This is a genomic window from uncultured Psychrosphaera sp. (assembly GCF_947500655.1).
Taxonomy (GTDB): domain Bacteria; phylum Pseudomonadota; class Gammaproteobacteria; order Enterobacterales; family Alteromonadaceae; genus Psychrosphaera.
This window is the reverse complement of record NZ_CANMSK010000001.1, coordinates 222,604-248,618: the sequence shown is the minus strand read 5'-3', so window position 1 is coordinate 248,618 and position 26,015 is coordinate 222,604. Positions and strand designations below refer to the sequence as shown.

Here is a 26,015-nt window from a genome sequence, read left to right as displayed (position 1 = left end):
GGAGAAAGTTATGGGTTCTGCAATAGTAGACGGCTTTAAAGATGGGTTTCAAATGATGGAACAGCATGAAGACCGTGAATTTAAACGAGAAAGATTGTCAGATATTGATGCGCAAAATGCGCTTAAAGTAGCACAGCGTAATAAACAACGTGAAGAAGATATTCAATATAGAAATGAACAGATTAAATATAATAAAGAGCGTAATGCTAAGAGCGACGAGTTAGATAGTAAGCACAAAAAGTCTCTTTTAAACTTGTCGGAAACTCGAAATAAAGCAGCTAATTGGCAGCTCGAGCAACAAAAAGAACAAAAAGCATGGGGTATTATTGCGCCTCAACTACCCAATATCCATGAGCAATTTATGGAAACTGGTGAATTATCAGAACAGGCGAAAAGCTTTTTCTCCGAGCATCCTGAGTATAACGACTATAACCCTGAAACGTACTTAAATGAAGATTATCGTAAAACAGTTGATGAATTACACGCGTTAACTCAAGAAGCTTTCACTAAGAAAACGCCTCAATTAATTAATAGTACAAAGTATTTAGAATTGTTTAACGGAGCATTTAATTCAAAGGTGCGACAGGGGATCGGTGAGTTTAACCATGTGCTAAATGCAAAAGTAACCAATAAGCGTGTAGCGAAATTAATTCCGACTGAAAGTGGAAAGGTGACCATTGGTTTAGAGGTCACATATCAAAAACCTAACGGTGAAAGTTTTACTGAACTTCAGCCCATGACTAAAGGCAGAACGTCAGATAGTGATGATGTAGTTCAACAGTTTGATATGCGCGAATTGTTTGCCGGTCTTGAAACTCGCAAACGTATGGCAGAACTTGTTAATAATAAAGATCACTACTCTCAGAGAAGTAATAAGGCTTTAGGTCGTATTGGGAAGAATAAATCAGTGAAGCCAGAGTGGAAAGAAGTCAAAGATGATATGGGTGCTACTACTGGTTACCAAGAACTTAATTCAGGTGAATTTCAGCCAGTTGGTAATAGTGAATCAGGTCAAGCCAGAAATGGTTACACAAGTACAAAAGAAGGAATGTCAGTAGATAATATTGTCGATAAATTTCTTGAAAAAAACACTCATCTATCAAAAGAACAAGCCCTTAAATTAGCAATACAGCAAGGTTATGTAACTAATGATTAATACATACATTGATCCATTTTCTGATGAAAAAATAAATTTTATCGATCCGTTTGTTGATGATAAAGGCGGATTAAAGAAAGCGTTTGGTGCTGGTGTCGACAAGGTACAGGAACTTAGTTATCGAGCTGTCAAAGGCTTTGCCGAATCAGGAGTTGATCCAAGCACTTTAGAAGATGGGAGTCTTGATCAGAGGGTTGCAGAAACCATTGGTCAAGGCAGCAGTTTATCTAACTGGGCACAGGAGGGGATTGATCGAAATATTGAAGAGCAAAAAGAATATGAACCTACGATTTCATCATATAAAGATATTGAGTCTGTCGGTGATTTTGGTAGTTATGCCGGTGAATTAATAGTGGGCTCTGTACCTACAATGGCCACTGCAGCAACAGGAGTTGGTGCATTTGGAATGGCTGTTGGATTATCTGAAGAAGCTTACAGCAAGCAACCTGAAACCGAGAAGAGTACAATTCGAGCTACGGCTTCAGGTTTTGGCCAAATGGCATTAGAGAGACTTGGTATAAAGCATTCTCTTGGTGATGTAGGTAAAAGTGTTATAAAAGATGGTTTTATCGAAACTGCTAAAAAGTTAAAAAGCGGTGACTTTGTTAATTTGAGCAAAGATAAGAATTTCATTCTTGATATTATTAAAGGCTCAACAGGTGAGGGATTAACTGAAGCTGGACAAGAAGCTCTAGCACAATGGGGGGCTGGTAAAGATATTTCAGAAATAGACAAACTAGATGAAGCTTTTGTTGGTGGATTTGTTGCTGGTGGTGTTATGCGTAGTACAACTGAAAGCGCACAACATGCAATGAAATGGCAGCAAAAGTCAGCTCCAATAGCTAAGAACGGCATACAAGAAATGGTTAACAATGGAATAGCTCAAGATGAAGCTATAGATACTGTTAGAACACGATTAATTGAGGCTGGTGTAAATCGTGGCTTATCAGAGATTGAATCAAGAGCTGTAGCATCTAGGACGTTAAAGCAAGAGTTTGGTATATCTGATGAAATATTTGGTGTGTTTGAAGCTGACTCTGAATTAAAACAACTTGAACCATCAAAACTTGAACAAGTCGATTTAGATGAGAATAGTAAAATTGAACAAAATCACCCTGAATTCTTTGAAGCATTAAAACAGCAGGAAGAAGGCATCGACTATGATATTCCAACCGCTGCACGTAAAATGGGCGCGGCAACTGATGTTGAAGTCTCTAAAGTCGGGGATATGCTTACAAGCCCTTCACAGCAATCATTACAAGATTTAGAGCAACATAGCGCACCATCTGTCCAAGATATGGTAAACGCTGCTCCATTGGATAAGTCACCAACTCCAGAAGATAGATTCTCTCCTATTAAATTCCAGCATGAAGGTGAAGTAATTGCACCTGATCAAACAACTCAAGAATTAGAACAGTTACCTGGTGCAACATTTGAAGGTGAAGTTGTTCCTGACCCTAAACAGGTCAATGCGCCATTTAAACAAATTCAAGATAAAGATATTATTTTTGCACCGGATAACTCAGGCGTTATTGTTAAACATGATAACTCGGCATTTGATTCTGAATTAGAAGCGTTGAAATCTATTCAAGCCAGAAAAGCAATACGAGCCGGTTACGATGTAGAGCCAACTAAGTGGGGTGATGGTTTTGGATTAAAGGTAATAGAAAGTTCACCAGAACCTGAACCAATTAATAACCAAACGTTAGATGAAACGGCACCAAATGAAGGTGCCGTTTTTGATCCAGCTGAAAGTAACTTATCAACAGAAAACGTGGATAAGGTTGTAGATAAGAATATTGCAACTGAAATTACCGCTAATTCTGAAATTGATTTAGCAGCTCATGAAGCGGCCACTAGCCCAAGTAATGATTTAGCTGAACCTACTGAAGCGCAAAAAGAAGCCAATAATTACAAACTAGGTCGGCTTGAATTTGAAGGCATGAAAATAGGTATTGAAAATCCTCAAGGAAGCAAGCGTTCAGGAATCGATCCTAACGGTCAAAAATGGTCTGTTGATATGCAACATCATTATGGTGACATTACAGGTACTAAGGGGGCTGATGGTGATGCAATTGACGTATTTATCAAACCAGATCCTCAATCCGGTAAGCCAGTATTTATTGTTGATCAGGTTGACCCAGTGACTGGCAAGTTCGACGAACATAAAGTAATGATGGGTTTTGACTCGATTGAAGAAGCTAAACAAGCTTATTTATCTAACTACGATAAAGACTGGAAAGGTTTAGGGAATATATCACCTGTAAACGTGGATGAATTTAAACAATGGACTAAAGGCGAGACAACCAAACCGTTCGCTGAGGAAAATGTAACTAATTCTGAGTTTGGCCCTGTATATACTGAATTCAAACATGATGCGAAAGGGGCTATAGAGAAATTAAAACAAGAACAAAGTGGTGAGGCAATCGCAGCAATAAGTCACCATGAACTCGGAGATATTGATCTTGTTTGGGGTAAAGAGGGAAGCGCTAAAAGTGACGGTTTTGGTTTAGCTAAACTAGTGAAGTATCATCCAGAAGTTGTTGATGATCTTCAAAATGTTATTAACAGCATGAAGGTAATTAAAAAGACTAAAAACAGGGCTCAGTTAGAGTCTAAAGATCATAAAGGTAGTGTGCGTTTAACTTGGGATAACAAAAAGAAACATTGGTTGTTAACTGCTTTTAAGAAGAGAGGGGGAGACGTAAATACCACTAGTACAGACATTGATATTTCAAAGAACAAGGATGACACAGCTAGCCTTGATAACGTCTCGAATAAAAGTATAACCCCGAAATCTAAAACTGGCAAGATAGATGATTTTGGTGAGGTGCTTCATGATGCCGCTAAGCATAATTATACAATTAGTGAAAAGTTTGATGCTGATATTGATGTAAGAGCAGAACCGCTTAGTAAATCTTTCCCAATACCTGATTATAAAAAGTTAAATGCTGAAGGTGTTGATAAGCGAGTATTGGCCTTTATTTCACACTTACGCCATCAGATACCTAGCAAACCTAGACAAGCTGGAAAGTTAGATCGTTGGTCTCAGAAAGTTTCTGACGCAAGGCACATGTCTAGCAAGTTATTAGAGATTGGTAAGAATGGCCCCGAGTTGTTAATTGATGGTTTAAACAGGAAAGGGCAATCATCGTCGGTATTAAAAAACCTACACCACGTATTAGATATTGCAAAAGATATTGAACCAGATCGAATAAATGAACTAGCAAAATACACAATTGTCGACGCTCATTTTACTTATTTTCGTGGAGAAGAAAATGTTAATAAATGGGTTGTTACTGACAGTTCTAAAAAGTCAGGCTTTGGCGGCATGTCTAATCAACAGCATTTCGACACAGTTGAGCAAGCGCAAGAATACATAAAGCAAAATGTTACTGAGAGTTTTGAAAGCAATGGTAAGAAATTGTCTAAGTTTGATATATGGAGTGAGCGAGGTAAACCTGGCGTTATTTTCTTAGGTAAGAAGTTAGCTCCAAATAAATTTATCGAATTGAAGCAGTTTCAGCAAGTGAATGATGCGAGAGCTTATATTCTCGATAATAATACTGAGCTTGTTGAATTGCTTAAAGAGAAGCGAAAGCTTAGAGCCGTTAGGCGGTCTGACAACAACCCTAGAATTGGTATTGATCATCGTGACGGTGAAAATGTCACGCCTGAAAAGTTTGATAGTACATTTGGCTTTCGAGGTGTGCAATTTGGTAATTGGGTTGAGGGCGGTAAACGACAAGATGATTTAAACAATGCGTTTGACGGCTTGATGGATTTATCAAACTTATTGAATGTGCCACCTAAAGCATTATCACTTAATGGTGAATTAGGTTTAGCGTTTGGGGCTCGTGGTCGTGGTGGTATTAATGCTGCAATGGCTCACTTTGAACCTGATCAAATAGTTATAAACTTAACCAAAAAGCAGGGCGCTGGTAGTTTAGCCCATGAGTGGTTTCATGCGTTAGATAACTATTTTGCCAGAATGGATAAGTTAGATTCGGGTGATAAAAAATCGGGCGAATATATGTCCGAGCACAACCGTAAACGTGGAGTTTTAGATAAGAATACGCATAAGTGGCGTGAAGCCACACCCGATGATTTTGACGTTCGAGGTGTTGTCTATGATGCATTTAAAGGGTTAAAAAAATCAATAGAAACAGAAACGGAATTGGCTGAACGTTCTGCTAAAGCTGACGGTACCAGAAGTAAAGACTATTGGGGTACCGTAAGAGAAATGACAGCTCGAACATTTGAACGTTATGTAATTGAAAAGTTAACTAGCTCTGGTTACCAAAGTGATTACTTGGCAAATATTGTGGATGAAGACGTTCATAATAAATCAAACGAACTCTTTGGAACTGACGAACCTTACCTATACCCTTTAGCAAGTGAAATGGAAGCTGTTACTAGAGCTTATGACAATCTGTTTAATACACTTAAAACTAAGAAAACAGACAAAGGAGTTATGTTTTATCGACAAGATAACCCTAGTACTTCAATAGTTAAAAACGATTCTACTCCAAAGGGAATGCCGTTAAATATTGTTCAAAATATAGCGAATGATTTTATTGCATCATACAATGGTAATTTGAAGTTAGATGTTCAGGTTAAGAATACACAACAGGAATTGTATGGCTCTGAAGTAACAGTTGAAAAGTACGGCCGGATCAAAGGAGTATACGACTCTAATCTAGAAGTTCTTACCCTTGCAGCAGATAATATATCTTCAGTAGAAGATATACGAGCAACGTTACGGCATGAAATCCTTGGTCATTATGCTCTAGATACTTTTAAAGAATCGGATAAACAATCTCTTTTTAGCCAAATAATAGCGTCACAAAAAGACCCTTCATTAAAAGATGTATGGAATAAAATTAAGTCAGATAAGTTTTACTCTACACAGCCAATCAACGTACAAGCCGAAGAGGTTTTTGCATTTACCATTGAAAATGGTCGCAATAAAGTTGAAAAGTTATTTGATTACATTCAAGCCTGGTTAAGTTCAGCATTAAGAAAAGTTGGCCTTGCCAAAGGTCAAATATCGGCTTCAGAAATTAGAAACTTAGCGGATCGAATTGCTAAGCAGATTAAGGCTGGCAAGCGTAACGTTGTTGATAATAACCATGGAAATACTAAATTACGTACTGAACAGGAGGTAAACGAACGTTTTGACAGAATAGTAATACCTGATGAAACACTTCAAGACAGAGTGATCAGAACGATTCAGGATAAGTTTCAGCGCTTATTAGTGATTCAACGCAAACTTCCAAGCGTGAATGAGAATAATGATGCGTACTTAGCTGAAGAAGCGTTTCACGGTAAAGCCGGTAACGCTATTCATGAGTTACAAATCAAACATGTGGAAGAAATACCAAAAATAATGGCTCAGCATGAATTGACTCAAGATGAAGTGGATCTTTATTTAATAGCAAAACATGCTTCAGAGCGTAACGCTTACATTAACAAGATCAATCCTGAATTAAACGGTGCCGGTTCCGGTATGTCTAATGCTGATGCAGAATCAATTCTAAATAAAGCCGTATTGGAAGGTAAGCACATTGGGTTAGAAGCTGTATCAGATAAAGTTCAAGAAATGCTTTCTTATAGTCGAGAGTTAATGATCAAGCATGGCTTAGAAACTAATGATGTAGTTGAAAACTGGCAAAGCCAATATAAAAATTATGTGCCATTAAAAGGTTATGCAAAAGAAGAAGGTAGCAAAGACAGTAAAGGTAGAGGTTTTAAATCTGGTAGCGGCTTCAATATTAAAGGGCGTGAAACTATAAGAGCAATGGGGAGACGTTCATTAGCTGAGTCACCACTTCTTCACACTATCAATGATACAACTCAAGCAATCATTAGAGCCCACAAAAACGATGTTGGTAACACTTTCTTGAAGCTAGTTAATGACAACCCTGATCCAGACCTTTGGGAAGTATTTACTGAATCAAAACCAGATATGAAACGTGGCCGTGATAAAGATGGCAATGTTGTCATAGTTAAAATGTCTGCTTATGAAATGAAACAAAGTGATGATTACTTTAAAACTAAAGTTGATGGTGTTGAGCAATTCATAAAAATACATGACCCACTTTTAAACCAGGCAATGAATAATCTTGGTGTTGATCAAATGAATGGTGCTGTTCAATTGTTGAGTAAATTCACTAGGACGCTTTCAGCATTGGTAACAATGTGGAACCCTGAATTTATGCTCACTAACTTTGCGCGTGATATTCAAGCAGCTGTTGCGAATATGATAACTGAAACACAAGTTTCTGACGGTAAAGCACTGAACTCTGAAAAGATGGCCAGTAAAATGGTTAAATCAATACCTCAAGCAATGGGGGCAATGCGTAGAGCTTTACGTAATGACGATTATGAAGGTAAAAATGCGCAACAAGCAAAGTTTGGTAGCTACGTTAAAGAATTCCTAGAAGCCGGTTCAAAAACTGGTTGGGTGAATCAAAAAAGTGTTGATGAACTAGCGGGGGATCTTAAAGGTGCCATTGGTAGAGAAAACAACACTGTCTTTGCCAATGTGAAAAAATCGGGAATGGTTGTTGCTGATTTTGTTGCTGATTATAATGAGATTGTTGAAAACGCAACTCGTTTTAGTGCTTATTATCATGCTAGAGAGCAGGGCGTTTCAGTTAAACAAGCGGCTTCTCTGTCTAAGAATTTGACGATTAACTTTAATCGTAAAGGTGAAATAAGCAACACCTTGAACGCTTTCTTCATGTTTGCGAATGCGAGTGTTCAAGGTACAACGAATATGTTGAGAGCATTAGCAACTCCAAAAGATAGAAGTAAATCGATGTGGAACCCTAAGTTTTACAATTTATCCCAAAAGCTTGCTATTGGTGCTGTTGGTGCAACGGTAATGATGGCTAGCTTAATGCGTGAGATCGGTGGTGAGGATGAGGATGGAGTTCCATTCTATGACAAAGTACCAGACCATGTTAAAGCAACTAACTTTGTTCTAATGCTTGGTGATGGTGATTACTTTGCATTTCCAATGCCTTATGGTTACAACGTGCTAGCTGCAATGGGACATTCTATTGATGGTGCTATACAAGGTAAATCTGTTGGTTCGGCTTCAGCTGATCTTGTTATGGCGGCTATGGGAGCATTTTCACCAGTTGGTGTTCAATCATCTAGTGATGTTGAAAACGGCTGGGTTAGAACAATTTCACCGACGGTGATCAAACCATTTGTTGAAATGGCTGTGAATGAAAACTTTTTTGGTGGCCAAATTTATCCGTCACAATCTGGGTATGGTGCTCAAAAATCTGATTCACACTTAGGTAACAAATATACTTGGGAGTGGTCGAAGAACTTAGCTACTTGGATGAATGATATAACGGGTGGTGATCAATACTTACCTGGTGCGATTGATGTTGCCCCACAATCAATTGATCATTTGGTTAAGTTTATGGGGGGCGGTGTATTGCAGTTTGCTTCTCGTTGGCAAAACTTAGCATCAAAAGCGGTAGATGATAAAGAGATCACTAAAAATGATATTCCATTCTCAAGACGATTCTATAAACAGTTGAACCCGAAAGCTTCAATCGGTGAGTTTTACGATGCAAAAGATTTGTTAAATAAATACCAGGCTAACTTTAAATCGTTACATGGTGAAAAAAGAAATTCATATAGAAACGAATTTTCAAATGAATTGAAGCTTCAGAAGTTTTCTGCGTCTATCGAAAAGCAATTACGCCAACTCAATAAGGTAAAAAGAACAATTGAAGCTAGTAAGTTAAGTTCTGCTCAAAAAGAGAGTAGAGTTTCTGATATTGAAGATAAGAAGCTTGAATTAGTTCTGAAGTTTTCAAAAATGAAGCATGAGTTAGGATTGAAGTATTTATGATCTGAACGTTCTTAATGTGCAATAAGTGCCAATGATGAAATAAATCACATAAGGCCAAGGGCTAGGTAAACCAATTTTATCTAGCCCTATTGTTATAATGACAGCTCCTAATGCCCAAACTAATGGGAATGAGAATGCAATTGGCGTGTATTCTTTGAGAAATTTTATCATTTTTCTAATTTAGCGTGTTATAAATTTGATTAAGTTCCGCAGCGAATCTACTTGTTAATCCGATTGTAAAGTATTGTTTTCTCTTTGACCCATTCTTAGAATACCTAACTGTTAAAACGCCAGTTTTTTCTAACTTTACAGATTTATTTACTACAAATTCAATGGTAGTAGAAAATTCTGATCTAATGTCTGTCCTAAAATTTATATTTGAGTAATGTGCTTCTTCTGGGTAATTTACAATGGAAAATTTAATTAAATCTAAATAAATAGCTAGATCATTTGCATCAAGATTATCGTCAATATCAATGTAGAGTATCGATGATATGGTTTTTGAAAGGGTTAAAATACCTTCTTTAGTTTGACAAAAGTAATTTATAACTTTGTTATCAAACTGCTCCTGTATGTCGAATGACATAAAATCTCGGCTCTTAAAATTTACACCAGAATTTACACCAGAATTTACATCAGAATTTACATCAGAATTTACATCAGAATTTACATCTGAACTTTCATCAGTCAGGTTTATTAATGCATCTAACTTATCTTGTAACTCTTGTTTCTCAAGAAAATGACTCTTAGCTTGAGATTGAAGTTCATTTCTCAGAATGTCGGCTTCATCTTTTGTTAGGAATGTAGTTTTTTTAATTACTGTTAGCGAAAATTTATCTAACCAGTCATTTAAAACTAACCAAACAATGCGTGTAAGGCCTGATACTATCGTATAGACGAATAAAGATATAATAGATAAATATAGTGGTGTTATAATAGAGTCGTAAATTGACCAAGTATAAGTATCAACAAGGTGATTTATTTTTGTAACTGGCTCAGAGTCAGATTCAAAAAAATAATATAGTGCTTTCCAGTTCTCTAAAATGAAGAAAAAAGTAAATGTACCAGCTAATGGACTTTTAGCCTTATCCTGAATTCCATTTAGTAATTCATTAAATACTTGCTGTGCGTTTTTAAAAAAAGTCATTAAAAATCCTACTTTGTTTTTTATTTTTAAGTTGGAATTTCAACTTTACTAGGTTGTTTCCATCATCTGGACCCAATAAAAATAATGACATTGCTAACAACAATCCCTTCATCTGAACTTTCCTATAACATTCACTTAATAATAAATAGATTTTAATGAATGCAGATGTACCTGCAACTATTATCAGCCCGTATAAATAAATTACAAGCGATTTTCTCGACTCGACAAATAAATCTGAATTATTTGGGAAGGTACTTTAACAGCCTGCAACTACTTGATGAAAACGTACCCCATGAATAACCGACACCATAAGGACTAATAATCTGAAATACTTTTCATATCAATTTTTTATTTCTACCTACGGTGCGGCATTAGAAGTAAATGAAATAGATCCAATAGCGATCCATGAAAAGAAAAAACCCCTAGTAAACTACTGATTACTAGGGGTTTTATGTGGTGGAGCTGGGGGGAGTCGAACCCCCGTCCAGAAAAGCTTATCCTTTGGCGCTACACGTTTAGTCAGTTTTTAAATTCACCGTTAAGCTGCGAACAGACACGCCACTTAATGACTATCCTGAATTAGATTTCGTGGGTTGCCTCTCAGGCAGGAGTCGCGCCACTAGTTCGTTTGGGTTTTGATCTTTTGTTGTTCCCCGTCTTACGAGCGGAAGCTAGGGCAAAAGAGCTCTTGGCAGGGTATTAAGCTGCTAGTGCGTAGTTTTCGTCGTTTGCGACTATTTTTTTGCGGCTTTTTACGAGGCAAACCGCCCCTCGACGTGCTCCATCCGGTATCATCAATCCTGTCGAATCCTAGATCAGCCCCGAAATGGGTGAAACATTAAGGTTTATAAGTAAAACCCCTATGTCTCTAATTGCGCATGATACTGGCTTATTCATTTTTTGCAAAGATATTTATATGCTTTTAACTATTTTTACATTAAATTCCAGTATGCTGTGTTTTTTAAAGCATTATCAATATTAAAATTGTCGTAAGGAAGCGTGAATGCTTAAAATTAAAGTTGTTTTTTTGATATGTTTATCAATATTTTTCTGGGTGATATATCAGGCTGATACTGGTCAAAACAAAGTTGTGTTCAATGTAATAGACAAAGTTGAATACGGTGATAAATATGTGCATTTTTTGTTTTATGGTTTTTTATCATTTTTGTTAAATTTAATATTAAAATTTAGGCAATTTAACTTAAGTGCTCTTAATTTAAGAGCAGTTACCTTATATAAAGGCAGTGTAATCGTATTTGTTTTCTCACTGTTTGAGGAATTCAGCCAAGCTTTTATACCTTACCGAAACTTTGATTTGATTGACATGGCTGCAAATTTCTCTGGCATATTACTATTTGCTTTTATAACTAAGTTAATTGCTAAAAATCAAGCAAAAATCATCCCGCCAACAGGCAAAAAGGAACAAGAATAAGTTAGGCTTATTCTTGTTTATTGAAACGTTTTAACAAGGTGTTTATCTTTAATGGCAGTAAAACAATGGCTAAAAATGTAATTGTGTTCGCAGGAATTTGCAGAGTAAAATCTACCGTCATGTGAATTAACATAGCAATAATAGCAATAGCACAACCAAAGCTAAGTGCTTTAAGTTTACTACCATTTTTATAACGCATATTGTTTAAGCTTATCAATAAGCTATAAATCATACCAAGAGCGCATACTAGAACAAAAATCGCACCAAACTCCACCATAAATTGTAAATACTCATTGTGAGCAAAGTCATAAAACCCACCATAAATATAAGATTGATATTGCGGAAAGTTAGTATAAAAACTACCAGCTCCAGCTCCAAATATAGGCATGTCTGTGATCATCACTAAGCCATCAATGTTTACGTCATCACGAGTCTCACTGGCAAAACTGGTTTCAGCCATTCGTTGCTGTACTTTTTCTACACCAAATACAGTGCCTACAATAATCAAATCAAGAATAAAAAAGCTAATGATCAAAAAGGTAAATTGTTTTGGTCTTTTTTTGTAAATAAATAAACTGATCAAACTAACTAACGCCAAAGAGAAAAAGAAAGCGGCATTTCCCATACGAGAACGAGTTAAAATTAAGGCAATAATAATGGTAATTAAACCAACCCGAATTAAAAACTTGGTGCTTAAGAAAAACTCCAAGGTGGCAACAAAATTTGCTTTGAGTTTATTTCTACTCTCGGTTGACTGCTTAAACTGTCCTATAAGCAAACCTATGCCGATACTACCGGTTAAAAGCATATAATTAGCTAAGTGGTTGTGATAAATAAACGAGCCATCAGCTCTTTCGTTATTGGCTATATCAAAAACTAAACCCGTTGGAAGTTGTAACAGGTTTTCAATACTGGCATAAAGAGCCTGAAATACACCCGCAATAAAAATGGTAAGGGCTAGGGTTAAAATACGTTTTTCTGAATTAATATAAAAGCCGAGCAACATAATAAAAACCAGATAACTTAGTCCTTTAATTAGGCTGATTTGAGTTTGTCCTATATCAACAGAAATTGTATTTGTGGAGGAAGTATTTACCGAACTCCAAATGTCGAACGACAAAGGCGCAATAGTACTTAAAATATCGTTTGGTAAAGGCACCAATTGTAAAATGACAAGACACTGGGTAAATACAAAACCTAAATAAAACCATTTTGATATGGGCAAGATGTCCGTGTTCTCAATTTGAATGAGTTTATTTGAATTACCAGAATAACGAAATTGCTTAAAAACAAATAAACATGCGGATAATCCCACTAAAATTTCGATAAAAGACCAAGCAAAGGCTCTATTTGATCCCAAAGGCAAAGCAATAATTAAAATAACGAATAAAAGAATTGAAAAGGCTGATCGGTCTAGCATAGTTGAATGCACTTAATAAAGTAGAACATTTATTGAAAATAAAAAAAGAAGGCAAAGCCTTCTTTTTTATTATAGAACTAATTTAATAATTAGTTACTAGAAACACCACCACCAGCAGGAACTGAAGGTAAACTTGGAGCACCAGTATTTGTACCCGTAGTACCAGTAGTTGTACCAGTATTACCACCAGCTGCAGTTGCTTGAGCAACTATAGTAGGATCAACACCAGCAACAGCTGCTGCAGCAATTATTACAGCTTCACTAACACCAGCGTCTGCAGCAGCTGCTGCAATTTGAGCTGCTGATTCAGGAGCAATTGTCATGGCCATAGAAACTGCTTCTTCAGCTAATGACGGATCTTCTTCAATAATACTTGCAACCGCATCAGCAACACTAATACCTTCTGCTTGAGCATTTGCAATTACTTGACTAAGTTCAACACCAGCTGCTAAATCTGACTTTATATCAGCTAATACACTAGCAGAGCTAAGCGCTAAACCTAAAATTATACCTAACGTTACTTTTTTCATCGTCTTTATCCCTAATTAATAAAAAATTGACCCGACTGTAAGTAAATCAAAGAGTGGTCAAAATATCAACTACAAACGTATGTTTATTTTGATATATGAAAGAAATAAATTTGTTTGTGGCTATATTAAATTTTACCCCACCTTATTTATTCTCTACAAACTCACTTTTGCCGATTAAATAACCTTGAAAACCATCAATAGCAAGTTCTTTACAAACTTCAAATTCTTCGGCTGTTTCAATAAATTCAGCAATAACTTCAATACCAACACCGTGCGCAATTTGTACAAGTGACTTAACAAAAAACTGGTTGTCATTAATGTTATTAATGTTTGAAATATAACTGCCATCTATTTTAATAAAGTCAGCTTTTAACTGAGTTAGATATTTAAACGAAGTAAATGACGCCCCAAACTTATTAATACAAACTTTACAACCAAACGAATGCACTAATTCAATGAAGGAGGTGGTTGTATTGATTGACTGCACCGCGCCAAACTCACAAATAACAAAGACCAGGTTAGGCGTACCCGTATAGTTTTTCATAAAGTCAGATTCAAGCCAGGTTCTAAAGTCTTCAGAATGTAAAGATGAAGTCGATATTCTTACCCCACACACTTGCGATTTATCGGCCAAAGCTTTAGACGACTCTAAAAAATTACGTAAAATGATTTTATCCAATTCAAAACTTAAACCACTGCGATCGGCAATAGACATCAATTGCTGAGTATTATAGATATGACCATTTTCATCAATAAACTGACTAGACAATTCATGGGTATAAAGTGAACTGTCTTTAACGGTTTCAAGTGGCTGAATAGTTAATAAAACATTTGGTCTTCTTATTATTTTTTGCAGAACGCGAGTCCACTTTGCATACGACAATATATCGTTAGAATCTAGACGTTCGTAAACGTGGTAAAAATTTATCCCACCAAAATTTGCTATCGACAGGGCAGAATCACCTTCACTTAATATTGCACCTAAGTCGTTATTGTTAAAGTCAAATTTGACAGCTGCAATATCAGCAAAACCAAAGGTCATTTCAGCTTGCCACTGATTGTGACAAAGTTCACTTAATTCTTTTGCAATCAATTCAGCTTTATCTTTTTGAGTGTGTTTTAAATAAAAACAAAATTCAGATCCACTAATACGGTAAGGGATCACATTCTTATAATCTTTAACGACTTTTTGAATAATATCTTTTGCTTTTAATAAATAATCATCAGCAGCTTCATGCCCATAAGTATCATTAATAACTTTCAAACTAGGGGTACGTATTATGAACAAGTAACCTGAATCATTTTTGCCTAATTTTTTTAATACTGCGCTAAAGCTAGCTAAAAATGCTCGTCTGTTTGCTAAGCCAGTTAACGAGTCTTCAAAAGCTCTTTTACGCATACTTTCAGCGTATTCACTTAACTCATCAAAACTTTTCTTTATATAACCAACCATTTTATTTAAAGCTGAAACAACGCTTTTAACTTCTGGAATTCTAGAATTGTTGTCTATGGTAACAAAGTCTCGTTGACTGATTTTATCCGCTTGATTTTGCATTGCATCTAGAGGTTTTAAAATTTGGCGAGACAAAAAGTAAGCAAGCATTAACCCAAAAACTAAAATTAATGCATGGGACGATAATGTATTTGAAAATGCAGTCCATAATTGTTGGTACGCAAGCCCAGGATGGCTTTGTAAAGTTAATGTCCCAGCAATTTGCCAACCATTATCAATCTCTGTTTGTTCAACAGGGGGATTAATTGGAAACATTTTAACAAACCAATGAGGTACACCTTCTAACTCAACATCAAACGATTTGCTTATGAGTATGCGTTTTTCTACATCATACAAAGCCAGTTTATAATAATAGCCACGGTCAAATATTGCTGAGATCATCGTCTCTACAATTATCTTATCTTCATCTATTCCCATGTAAGGAGAAATGGATAAACCTAAACTGGTTGCTGTATCTTGCGCATGCGATTCTAGTTGGTTTTGAATAAAATCCCTAGTGCTCGATATATTGGTATAAAGACTAGTACAAAATGTCCCAACTAAAATTAATGTGATCACAAAATTAAACTGAAATTTCAGTGACCAAAAACGTGCGAATGTCATCCCCATTTTACCATTTCCTTATTTCTCATTTTCTATCCTGCTCATTACTTCTGTCCATTTGGCTATTCCTTTATTATTTTTAACTTTTTTCCCTAAGCCTTTACCTCTTGCCAGCCATAAACCTTCAGCATTAAAACTATAAATAGGTTTAAGATCACGACGTTGACTTGCTGGTTTTATTTTTTTATCTATATTATCAAGAACTAAAGGAACCGCATTTGGGCTTTCATTATAAATCAGCACCATATGCGCCTCATCCCACTTTAAAGCTCTTACATACATAAGCCTAAGCTTTGATGTATCAACGCCCATCGCTTTTAAGGTAAAGTACTTTGCAATTGCAAAATCTTCACAGTCACCAGCGCCAGTACCTAAACTTTCAACTGGCGTAGCCCAGTAATCTTCTTGTTTCCAATGAACTTGGTCAGTTTTATAAGCTACGTTTTTATTAAAAAACTGGTTAGCTGCATTTAATTTATTCCAATCAGAACTATCTAAATCATCAATGATGACTTGTTTCCATTGTTCAATAATATCAACAGAATCTTTGCCGTATGATTTTTCAACATAAATATAAAGTTTTTTGGTAAATAGTTTTTCAACTAAATCTGAATTTGAGGCAGTAACAAGCGCAACCGAAAATGTCAGAATTATTACAAAAAGCTTAATAAGCTTATGAAAAGGCAAATGAAGTTCCTTCATTAAACAAATTTTAAACAGTTTACATTTATTTAACACTTAATGTGTTTTTACTATAGATATTAAAAAAAAATTATATTATAGTTTTTTGGTAAATTACAATTCAGTAATTAATTTACACACAGTTAGCAGTATTTATTAAATTAGATGCTAAAAAGAATACGGATGTTTTAACTGTTCTCCTAACTTTTTTATCTTAAAAAGAAAAAAAGAAAAGAGCAGTTATAAAAGCTGTCGTTAGTGATGTTCTCTCCCATCATCTTAAATCAGTACTTATTCTCTATCATCAAAAAATTGAAATTCGTTTCCAGGCTACATTCTGGAGGCTTTTTTCTTGATCTTATTTTTTAAGATATGCTTATAAATAAAGCAATTAAACAATACAGACAAATTAATAAAATTAACTCATTGAAAATAAAAGCACAAAAAATACACAATAAAATATAAGTGTAATAAAAAGAATATAGAGTTTAATAACACTAATTTAAAAGAAGATTGAAATGAGAGTTACAATAGCAGGTACAGGCTACGTAGGCTTGTCAAACGCAGTGTTGCTAGCACAGCACAATGAAGTGTTTGCATACGATATAGTTGAAGATAAAGTTAAACTAATCAATGATAAAAAGTCACCAATTTCAGATGTTGAAATAGAAGACTTTTTAGCTAACAAAAAGTTAAATTTAATTGCAACTACAAATAAACAAAAAGCATTTAAAAATGCAGATTATGTGATCATTGCAACGCCTACAGATTACGACTCAGAAAATAACAAATTTAATACTTCATCAGTAGAAGCGGTAATTAAAGACGTTATGGAAATTAACCCAACAGCGGTCATGATCATCAAATCAACCGTTCCCGTTGGCTTTACCAAATCAATAAAACAAAAACTGTGTTGTAGCAATATCATATTTTCTCCAGAATTTTTACGTGAAGGAAAAGCCCTTTACGACAACTTACACCCTTCAAGGATCATCGTAGGTGAAAACTCAGAACGTGCTTCAATATTTGCCAACTTACTTGCACAAGGTGCAGTAAAAGAAAATATTGAAATACTCCTAACCGACTCAACAGAAGCGGAAGCGGTTAAATTATTCTCCAATACCTACTTAGCAATGCGAGTCTCTTACTTTAACGAACTCGACACTTACGCTGAAACCCACGGCTTAAATACCAAACAAATCATTACCGGTGTTGGACTAGACCCAAGAATTGGCAATCATTACAACAATCCATCATTTGGTTACGGTGGCTACTGCTTACCTAAAGACACCAAACAGCTACGTGCCAATTTTGAAAATGTACCAAATACATTAATCAACTCAATTGTTGAGTCAAACACCACACGTAAAGACCATATCGCGTTTTCTATTATCAACAAACAACCAAAAGTGGTTGGTATTTACCGCCTGATAATGAAAACAGGATCAGACAATTTTAGAGCCTCATCAATCCAAGGGATCATGAAGCGCATAAAAGCCAAAGGAATAGAAGTTGTGGTTTATGAGCCTGAGTTAAAAGAAGAAACCTTCTTTAGCTCTAAGGTGATCACCGACTTTGATGCTTTTAAAAAAATGTCAGATGTGATTGTGTCAAACCGTATGGAATCCGTATTAGACGACGTAGTAGACAAAGTATATACGCGTGACTTGTTTGGTAGTGATTAAACAACAGCGTGATTTTTATTAATTACCTTTGCAATAAAAGTAGCTTAACAAATCACTTTTAATGCAAGGAGTTACAGATAAAAATCCGACAATATCGGCCTGTTGAGAGGTTGGTGTAATACCGTGTAATATTTTTAAAAAATTACATGTGTATTATTGGATAAGAACATAATAATAAAAATAAAACCCACCGATTAGTTTACTAATTGTGGGTGTGTTGCTGAGGGATAAGGTATGGATATGAAATATTTAGTGACTGGCGCCGCAGGGTTTATTGGTAATTTTGTCGCGGAGCGACTATGTAAAATGGGACATATAGTTATTGGGCTTGACAACCTAAATGACTATTATGATCCAGCGTTAAAGTTAGCAAGACTTAAACGTATAGAACATTTTGATAACTTTACTTTTATCAAAATGGACTTAGCTGATAGAAGTAGCATAGCTGAACTTTTTAAGACTGAACAATTTGACCGAGTTATCCACTTAGCCGCTCAAGCAGGCGTTCGTTATTCAATAGAAAATCCCTTAGCCTACATTGACTCAAATGTTGTAGGTACCGCAACCATTTTAGAAGGGTGCCGTCACAACAAGGTTAAACATTTGGTTTACGCCTCTTCAAGTTCTGTTTACGGTGCCAATAAAAAGATTCCATTTGCAGAAGAAGACAGAGTTGATCATCCCGTTTCTTTATATGCAGCCACCAAGAAATCTAACGAATTAATGGCACACACATACAGCCATTTATATTCATTACCAACAACAGGTTTGCGTTTTTTCACAGTTTACGGTCCTTGGGGAAGGCCAGACATGGCACCTTTTCTTTTTACAGATGCTATCGCTAACGACAGAACTATAAAGGTGTTTAATAACGGTAAAATGCAACGTGACTTTACCTACATTGATGACATTGTTGAAGGTATTATCCGTATTCAAGATGTTATTCCAAATGCACCGGTAGATAAGGCTGCTGTAAGTAGCACTCAAGCCGGCAGCACGCAAGAAGAAGCCCAAACAGAAAGTTCACCATTTTATAAACTTTACAATATTGGCAATAACCAGCCAGTAGAATTAGAAACCTTCATATCTTGTATTGAAAATGCCTTAGACAAAAAAGCATTAAAAGAGTACTTGCCAATGCAAGACGGTGACGTAGTAAGAACGTTTGCTGATGTAAGTGGTTTGGAAAAGGATATTGGTTTTAAACCCAATACCCAATTGCAAGACGGGATCAACGAGTTTGTTGATTGGTTTTTAAAATATAAAAGTAACGTATGAAAATGTTTGAATTATTTAAAAGTGATATAGAAGTATTTTATCCTAAATTTTCGATTAAAAATCTAATTAAAGCGTTAGTGAACCCAAGTATTCACGCATGCTTTTTTATTAGAATAATGACGAGTAATCGCTCTAAAGTGGTACATATTTTACTTCGCAATATATTAATTTGGAAACATTCTATTGATGTAGGTTATGGCGTAAGTATAGGTAGAACATTGCATTTACCACATCCTTTAGGGATTGTTATAGGCGATGGAGTTGAAATTGGAAACCGTGTTTCAATATATCATAATTGTACTTTAGGCAATAAACGTGGGGAATATCCAAATATCAAAGATGGAGTTTGTATATACCCTAATACAACAATTGTTGGCGGAATTATTATTGGTGAAAACGCAATAATAGGTGCGAATAGTTTTGTAGATAAAGATGTTAAAGAAGAGTCATGCTTCAAATCGGGAAATAGTTAAATTGAAATCGATAAGAAGTCACGCAATATGGATGGTTCTTGGAAATGGTGGTTATGCATTTTTCCAAGGATTGATCATGATTTTAATAAGTAAAATGTTAGGCGTTGAAAGCTTAGGTTTATTTAGTATTGCACTTGCTTTGAGCGCACCAATAATGATTTTTTCCAATTTTGGTATGAGAACCTTATGGATAACCGACAATAAAAAAGACTTTGAATTTAATGATTTTAAAGTTGTAAGGGTTATATGCTCTATTGCCGCTATGATAATTGTTGTTGCATTAGGTGGCATTCTTTACGGTGAAAATAATGAATTGTTAATTGTGATTTTTATCGTTTCACTTTCCAAAGTTATAGAGAATTTTTCAGATTTATTTTATGGGTATTACCATAAAAAGAGAGAACAAAAAAAAGTTGCGATATCGTTATTATGCCGTAGTGCTTTAGGCGTTATTGGTATTGCAATAGGTTTGTTTTTCTTCAATAACCTAATAGTAGCATTAGTTTTCTACTTATTAGGCTGGCTACTATCATTTTTAATTTTTGACTATGATTTTGAACTGGATTTGAAAACTATAAAAAAAGTACATTTCCGCCATATTTTTATTAGTGGTTTGCCTTTAGGGATCGCGCTCTTTTTTATTAATGCGAATCTTATGACTCCTCGATTAATATTAAATGAATACAATGGTGTTGAAATTGTGGGTATTTTTACAGCTTTATATTTCTTCTTTCAGATTGGAAGTGTCGTCATAAATTCACTGGGGCAAGCTTTACTTCCTGATTTATCAAAATACTGGTTCGATGGTGAAAAAAATAAACATCTCAAACTAGTGCTGTTTATTTTTGTTTTCATTGTATCAACGTGTTTTGCATCTTCTATAATTTTTTATTTTCTTGGTCAGGGAATTCTATCCATTATATATGGCGAAGCCGTTGCTGAATATAATTGGGTTTTAGTTCTTTTATTTTTAATATCGCCTCTTCAATATATCGTCAGTTTTATGGGGCATGTGATCTCTTCTACGGGAAAAAACAGAAGTCTCGCTGTAAACAATATCCTGACTTTTTTAATAAATATAGTTCTTTGCTTAGTATTTATACCTCGTTTTGGTGTGTATGGCGTTTTGATTTCTATGGGGGTATATAACCTTTTAGCACTCTTGATGGCATTAAATACATATTTAAAAAGCTATAAAGAGGTTGTTTATGAGTAAATTACCTGACTTTATTTTGGCGTTAATTATTAACACCATGATAGCTTTAATTTTATTAAACTCGTTTGACTCAGAAATTCTTACTATCAGCTTTACCTGTGGGTTTATATCATCATTTATATTACTAAATAGCTTAGTTAAGTGGTTTAGAGGAAAAATTGATTTATTTGATCCTTCATTTGCGTTAGCTGGATTAAATGTTTTTATTTTATTTATAAGTCCAGTTAGCCAAGTTTATTGGGACTTTTGGCCATTCTTACCAAGTATGATAGACGATCAAGAATGGATTGATGTATGGGCTGTTTTGAATTTAATCGGCGTGCTTATATACGTATATACAAAAGATAAACCATTAACAGCTAATGGAACAAAAATAACAAAATCTATTGTTATTGATAACAAAAAATTTGTACCAACAATTTTAATATTTTTGTCACTTAGTTTTCTTTCACAAGTTTATATATACATATCTTTTGGTGGAATATCTGGTTTTATAAATGCTTTCACTCAAAGGCAAGAAGATGGATTGTCTGCTGGAGACCCGTTTTCAGGGTTAGGGCTAATTATGTTAGTAGCTGAGAGTTTTAAAATTCTTATTGCTATTTTCCTTATTTATTACATAAAAATAACCAATCGCCCCCACTCTGAGAAGTCTTTCATATTACTAATGGTCATTTTGATGGTCATTTTTATATTTTTTGGAGGTTTGAGAGGAAGTCGAAGTAGTACATTATTCCCTTTGATTTTTGCTGCGGGCATGTATCATTTTTGGATTGCTCCATTAAATAGAAGACTTGTTTTTATTGGTTTAGCTGGAGTCTTGCTTTTTTCGACATCGTATTATTGGTATAAAATTGCAGGAACAAATGGCTTTTCTGCAATATTTGATTCCAGTCTGAGAGGTGACTTTCACTCTGACAGACAAGATGCTAACAAATATTTGATTGTAAGAGATTTAGGGCGTATGGATTTTCAATCTCTGGCTCTGAAGCGAATATATGAAGATGATTTCCCATTATCTTTTGGTAGAACTTACCTAGTCAGTATTTTCTCTAGTATCCCAAAACAAATAATTCCTTATAAACCAGATCAAATAACAAAAGAAAAAACAGAGCTAATTCATGGTGAAGGTGCTTATGATCCAGATGGTAACAGACAGACAACTCTTGTATTAGGCCAGTTCGGTGAAATGTTAGTGAATTTTGGTGTTTTTGGTGCTTTGTTATTTTATTTTTTACTTGGGCGATGGGTTTTCTGGGTTAATAAAATGATGAGAGAGTTGAGTGAGAATGATATTAGACGTTTTTATCTACCAATATTATCTTTCGTTCCGCTACTCATGATAATTACAGACATGAATGTAATTATGTATCAACTTACTAGGTATTTATCGTTGCCTACGTTGATGTTTGTTTTCTGTTCTAAGGTTATTAAACAAGGAGAAGTTACTTGAATAAAATAATAGTTTGCACTGCAAAATATAGTGACAATTTAGGTGACGGCGTGATTTCGGATTGTGTTGAGTTCCTACTTAAATCATTAAAAAGCGATTTGGATGTCGTTCATTTAGATATATCAGGTAGAACTGAATATCACTCAAGTATTCAACAAAAATCGTCTATATCAAAAGTTATTTTCCATGCGACTCCAAACGTATTAAAACCTGTAATTACTTATGCTGGCTGGTATTTTAAGTTTAAAAAGAGGTTGGAGCATAGGATTAATGAAATTGACTTTTCAAATGCAGATAGGCTTATTTTTGGTGGTGGACAACTGTTGAGTGACGTGGGTTTGAATTTTCCACTGAAGTTATCTTATATCTGTGAAATGGCAGAAGAAAGTAATCTAAACTTTTCTTTTAATTCTGTAGGTGTAGCTAAGCACTTTTCAAGAAAGGGCAAAGCGTTAATAACTGGCATATTTGATTCTAAAAATATGAAAATGATCTCTGTTAGAGATTCTGATTCTAAGGCGCATTTGCAAAATATAGGGATCAATCAGCATGAAATATTAAATGCAGTTGATACTGGTTTATGGGCTGGTGATGCTTATCAAGTAAATAAAATAGAAAATACTAATTTAATTGGTGTTGGTATTTCAAACCCTAAAGAGTTACAAGCTCATTCTGATGATTATGATACCTCAATAAGCTTAAACTTTTGGGTAGATCTTATCAGTAAATATATCAAAAGTGGCTTTACTCCAGTTCTTTTTACCAACGGTTCAAGTGATGATAATGCTTTTTTCTATGAGGTTATAGAAAAACTAGAATCTAGTAATATTCAGGGTTTTAAAACTGAAGATTTACCGCTAGTACCAAAAGACTTAATTCATATTATTAGTCAATTTAACTCAATAGTTTCTCACCGTTTGCATGCCAATATAGTTGCGCATTCAATGTATATACCTTCATTAGCACTATCTTGGGACAAAAAAGTACAGTCGTATTGTAATTTGATAGGAAGAAGCGATTGGTGCATAAGTGACTCAGAAGGTGCTGAAAATGTATTTGAACGACATTTGCAAGTTATTAATCAAGGTGTTGGTGTTTCAATAATTGAAGAGTTAAAAGAAAAGTCAAAAACCTATTTGAAAAAGCAATTGGAGTATTAAATGGACTTATACATTATCAGAGATGGAATATTTACGTCTAAAGACAATAAGGCAGCTTCAAACTTGTTGCATTATGATGTTTTTGGTAAACGTTATCTAGATGTTTTTCAACAGGTTAATCTCGTAGGGCGAAAGTTTGAGAAAGAAGATCCTACAGCTCTTCCTGTTGAAGGAAAGGGCGTTAATTTTATTTCATTACCCGGACGAAATGGTATTTTAGGTTTCATTAAATCTATTGTTAATATTATTAGCATAGCTTTAAAAACAACTAAAAAAGGTAATTCTTATATATTGCGTATACCGGGAACCATCCCGAGTATTTATTACTTTATATTAAAATTTAAAAAGATACCTTTCTCAGTGGAAGTGTGTGCTGATCCTCTCGACTCTTATTCTAAAAAATCACTTGATGGACATATTCTAAGTAAACCTGTTCAAGCTTTTTTTGTTTGGATGGTAAAGCTGCAATGTAAGAACGCGAACGCCTCCGTATATGTTACAGAGTTTGCTTTACAGAAAAGATACCCCCCCGGAGTTCCTGAAAACAGCTTTTCTTTTACCTCAATAGATCTTAATAATTTTAGAAGTGAACCTAGAACGGCTGAAAGCTTTAATATTGAGCAACCCTTAGTCTCGCTGATTGGCAATATGCAAGGCAGTATGAAAGGGCATGATGTTCTAATTAATGCTATAAAAATGCTTAAAGATGAAGGCATTATTGTTAACTTGGAAGTCATTGGTTATGGGAATAATCAAACCATGTTTGAAAATTTATGCGTTGAGTGTGGGGTTGAAAAACAAGTTAAGTTTTTAGGAAAAGTAACATCTGGAAATGCAGTTTTAGACTTGATATCCAAAGCTGATTTATTTGTACTACCTTCTCGTCAAGAAGGGTTGCCTAGAGCTTTGCTCGAAGCTATGACTCAAGGTTTACCTGCTATTGGTACTCGTGTTGGTGGTACTCCAGAACTCTTGCCAGAGTCGGTAATTGTTGAACCTGATGATTCAATAGCTCTAGCATTAAAAATGAAAGAACTATTACAAAATCCTAAATTACTTGCTCAGTTATCTGAAATTAATCTGAACAAATCAAAAGAATACAGTGCGGAAACAATTCGTGAAAAAAGAAACTCTTTTTTACGAAAACTGAAATCTATTTCTAATACAGGAAATTAAAATGAAAGTTGCAATTGTACATGACTGGTTAGTAGATGCTGGCGGAGCTGAAAAAGTATTAGAAGCGTTATTAGATATTTATCCACAAGCCGATATTTTCACTGTTGTTTGCTTTATGGATCAAGACAAAACGCCGTGGCTTAAGGGGCGAAAAATAACAACGAGTTTTATTCAAAAACTTCCGTTTTCTAAAAAGAAATACCGTGGATATTTCCCGCTAATGCCTGTGGCTGTTGAGCAGTTTGATTTGTCTGAATATCAGTTAGTTATCAGCAGTAGTTATTGTGTAGCTAAAGGCGTTATTACGGGGCCAGATCAAATGCATGTTTCTTATTGCCATTCGCCTATGCGATACGCTTGGGACTTACAAACTCAGTATTTAAAAGAATCAAATTTGGAACGTGGCTTTAAAAGCATGCTAACCCGTTGGATATTACACAAAATGCGTATTTGGGATATACGTTCTTCTTTTGGCGTTGATCATTTTATTGCAAATTCAAATTTTATAGCTCGTCGTATTCAGAAAGTTTACCGCCGTGATGCAACTGTTATTTATCCTAATGTTGCGGTTGATGATTTTAATTTACAAGAGCAGAAAAAAGACTTTTATTTTACTTGCTCCAGAATGGTGCCGTACAAAAAAATTGATTTAATTGTTGAGGCATTTACTCAAATGCCTGATAAAAAACTCATTGTTATTGGTGATGGCCCTGATATGAAAAAGATTAAAGCTAAAGCCGGCGATAATGTAACGCTTCTTGGTTATCAATCATTTGCTGTCTTAAAACAGCACATGGAAGATGCAAAAGCATTTGTTTTTGCAGCAGAAGAAGACTTTGGCATTGTGCCTGTTGAAGCTCAAGCTTGTGGGACGCCTGTTATTGCATATGGTAAAGGTGGTTCTTTAGAAACGGTAAAAGATGGTGTAAGTGGTGTTTTCTTTGATAAACAAGATGTGCCTTCAATAATAGAAGCGGTTTCAAAGTTTGAATTGAATGATAAGTATGATCCGCTGAATATTAGAAAACACGCTGAAACATTTTCAACAGAGCGTTTTAAATCGCAAATAGAGAACTTTGTTGATGAAAAACTTAAACAACATTTTGAATTAGAAAATATTTAATTATTTTATAGAAAAGTGCTTTGAGGCTGGTCGTACAAAGCACACCAAATGGTATTTAAACCATTTGTAAATCTAAAGTAGAAGGAATTT

General features: G+C 35.0%; 17 protein-coding genes and 1 other RNA gene. 11 read left to right on the top strand and 7 right to left on the bottom strand.

The genetic code is table 11. The annotated features are described in order from the left end of the window. The first annotated feature begins 10 nt into the window (after window positions 1–10). On the top strand, window positions 11–1,156 hold the full coding sequence (locus Q0940_RS01055) for a hypothetical protein (protein ID WP_299262870.1): 1,146 nt from the start codon (window positions 11–13) through the stop codon (window positions 1,154–1,156). After that, the gene (locus Q0940_RS01050) at window positions 1,149–9,035 is read left to right on the top strand and encodes an LPD38 domain-containing protein (protein ID WP_299262869.1); all 7,887 of its coding nucleotides are present in this window, start codon (window positions 1,149–1,151) and stop codon (window positions 9,033–9,035) included. The genes Q0940_RS01055 and Q0940_RS01050 overlap by 8 nt, the downstream gene beginning before the upstream one ends. On the opposite strand, the gene Q0940_RS01045 is transcribed toward Q0940_RS01050, so the two are convergent. The 3 genes from Q0940_RS01045 to ssrA form a co-directional block, all read right to left on the bottom strand. Continuing rightward, entirely contained in the window at window positions 9,030–9,206 is a 177-nt protein-coding gene (locus tag Q0940_RS01045) for a hypothetical protein (protein WP_299262868.1), read from the bottom strand. The genes Q0940_RS01050 and Q0940_RS01045 overlap by 6 nt on opposite strands. Before the next feature lie 4 nt (window positions 9,207–9,210). Beyond that, window positions 9,211–10,182: a hypothetical protein gene (locus Q0940_RS01040; protein WP_299262867.1), complete on the bottom strand. Its 972-nt coding sequence runs from the start codon at window positions 10,180–10,182 to the stop codon at window positions 9,211–9,213. Between the two features lie 454 nt (window positions 10,183–10,636). After that, window positions 10,637–11,005: a transfer-messenger RNA gene (gene ssrA, locus Q0940_RS01035) on the bottom strand. Between the two features lie 180 nt (window positions 11,006–11,185). On the opposite strand from ssrA, the gene Q0940_RS01030 reads away from it, so the two are divergent. Further along, window positions 11,186–11,614, top strand: a complete 429-nt coding sequence (locus tag Q0940_RS01030; protein ID WP_299262866.1) for a VanZ family protein — start codon at window positions 11,186–11,188, stop codon at window positions 11,612–11,614. A gap of 7 nt (window positions 11,615–11,621) precedes the next feature. Here the strand turns inward: Q0940_RS01030 and Q0940_RS01025 are convergent, their stop codons facing one another. The 4 genes from Q0940_RS01025 to Q0940_RS01010 all read right to left on the bottom strand — a co-directional run bounded on the left by Q0940_RS01025 (window position 11,622) and on the right by Q0940_RS01010 (window position 16,382). Beyond that, window positions 11,622–13,034: an O-antigen ligase family protein gene (locus tag Q0940_RS01025; protein WP_299262865.1), complete on the bottom strand. Its 1,413-nt coding sequence runs from the start codon at window positions 13,032–13,034 to the stop codon at window positions 11,622–11,624. An 89-nt stretch (window positions 13,035–13,123) separates the two neighbouring features. Beyond that, the gene (locus Q0940_RS01020) at window positions 13,124–13,564 is read right to left on the bottom strand and encodes a hypothetical protein (protein WP_299262864.1); all 441 of its coding nucleotides are present in this window, start codon (window positions 13,562–13,564) and stop codon (window positions 13,124–13,126) included. Between the two features lie 142 nt (window positions 13,565–13,706). Further along, the gene (locus Q0940_RS01015; protein ID WP_299262862.1) at window positions 13,707–15,686 is read right to left on the bottom strand and encodes an EAL domain-containing protein; all 1,980 of its coding nucleotides are present in this window, start codon (window positions 15,684–15,686) and stop codon (window positions 13,707–13,709) included. A gap of 12 nt (window positions 15,687–15,698) precedes the next feature. Beyond that, window positions 15,699–16,382 carry a transglutaminase-like cysteine peptidase gene (locus Q0940_RS01010; protein WP_299262860.1) on the bottom strand — a complete coding sequence of 228 codons (684 nt, stop codon included), beginning with the start codon at window positions 16,380–16,382 and terminating at the stop codon, window positions 15,699–15,701. A 497-nt stretch (window positions 16,383–16,879) separates the two neighbouring features. Here Q0940_RS01010 and Q0940_RS01005 point away from each other — a divergent pair, with 497 nt between their 5' ends. From Q0940_RS01005 to Q0940_RS00970, 8 genes are all read left to right on the top strand, one after another. Then, window positions 16,880–18,046, top strand: coding sequence for a nucleotide sugar dehydrogenase (locus Q0940_RS01005; protein WP_299262858.1), 1,167 nt, complete (start codon window positions 16,880–16,882; stop codon window positions 18,044–18,046). 240 nt (window positions 18,047–18,286) lie between these two features. Beyond that, entirely contained in the window at window positions 18,287–19,324 is a 1,038-nt protein-coding gene (locus tag Q0940_RS01000; RefSeq protein WP_299262856.1) for an NAD-dependent epimerase, read from the top strand. After that, window positions 19,321–19,797, top strand: a complete 477-nt coding sequence (locus tag Q0940_RS00995; RefSeq protein WP_299262854.1) for a hypothetical protein — start codon at window positions 19,321–19,323, stop codon at window positions 19,795–19,797. The genes Q0940_RS01000 and Q0940_RS00995 overlap by 4 nt, the downstream gene beginning before the upstream one ends. Window position 19,798: 1 nt before the next feature. After that, window positions 19,799–21,013 carry an oligosaccharide flippase family protein gene (locus Q0940_RS00990; RefSeq protein WP_299262852.1) on the top strand — a complete coding sequence of 405 codons (1,215 nt, stop codon included), beginning with the start codon at window positions 19,799–19,801 and terminating at the stop codon, window positions 21,011–21,013. After that, window positions 21,006–22,466 carry a hypothetical protein gene (locus Q0940_RS00985; protein WP_299262850.1) on the top strand — a complete coding sequence of 487 codons (1,461 nt, stop codon included), beginning with the start codon at window positions 21,006–21,008 and terminating at the stop codon, window positions 22,464–22,466. Before Q0940_RS00990 ends, Q0940_RS00985 begins: the two co-directional genes overlap by 8 nt. Beyond that, a complete protein-coding gene (locus Q0940_RS00980) occupies window positions 22,463–23,626 on the top strand; it encodes a polysaccharide pyruvyl transferase family protein (protein ID WP_299262848.1) in 1,164 nt (387 codons plus the stop codon). Before Q0940_RS00985 ends, Q0940_RS00980 begins: the two co-directional genes overlap by 4 nt. After that, complete coding sequence (locus Q0940_RS00975) at window positions 23,627–24,802, top strand: glycosyltransferase family 4 protein (protein ID WP_299262846.1); 1,176 nt, start codon at window positions 23,627–23,629, stop codon at window positions 24,800–24,802. Between the two features lies 1 nt (window position 24,803). After that, window positions 24,804–25,925: a glycosyltransferase family 4 protein gene (locus Q0940_RS00970; RefSeq protein ID WP_299262843.1), complete on the top strand. Its 1,122-nt coding sequence runs from the start codon at window positions 24,804–24,806 to the stop codon at window positions 25,923–25,925. The last annotated feature ends 90 nt before the right edge of the window (window positions 25,926–26,015 follow it).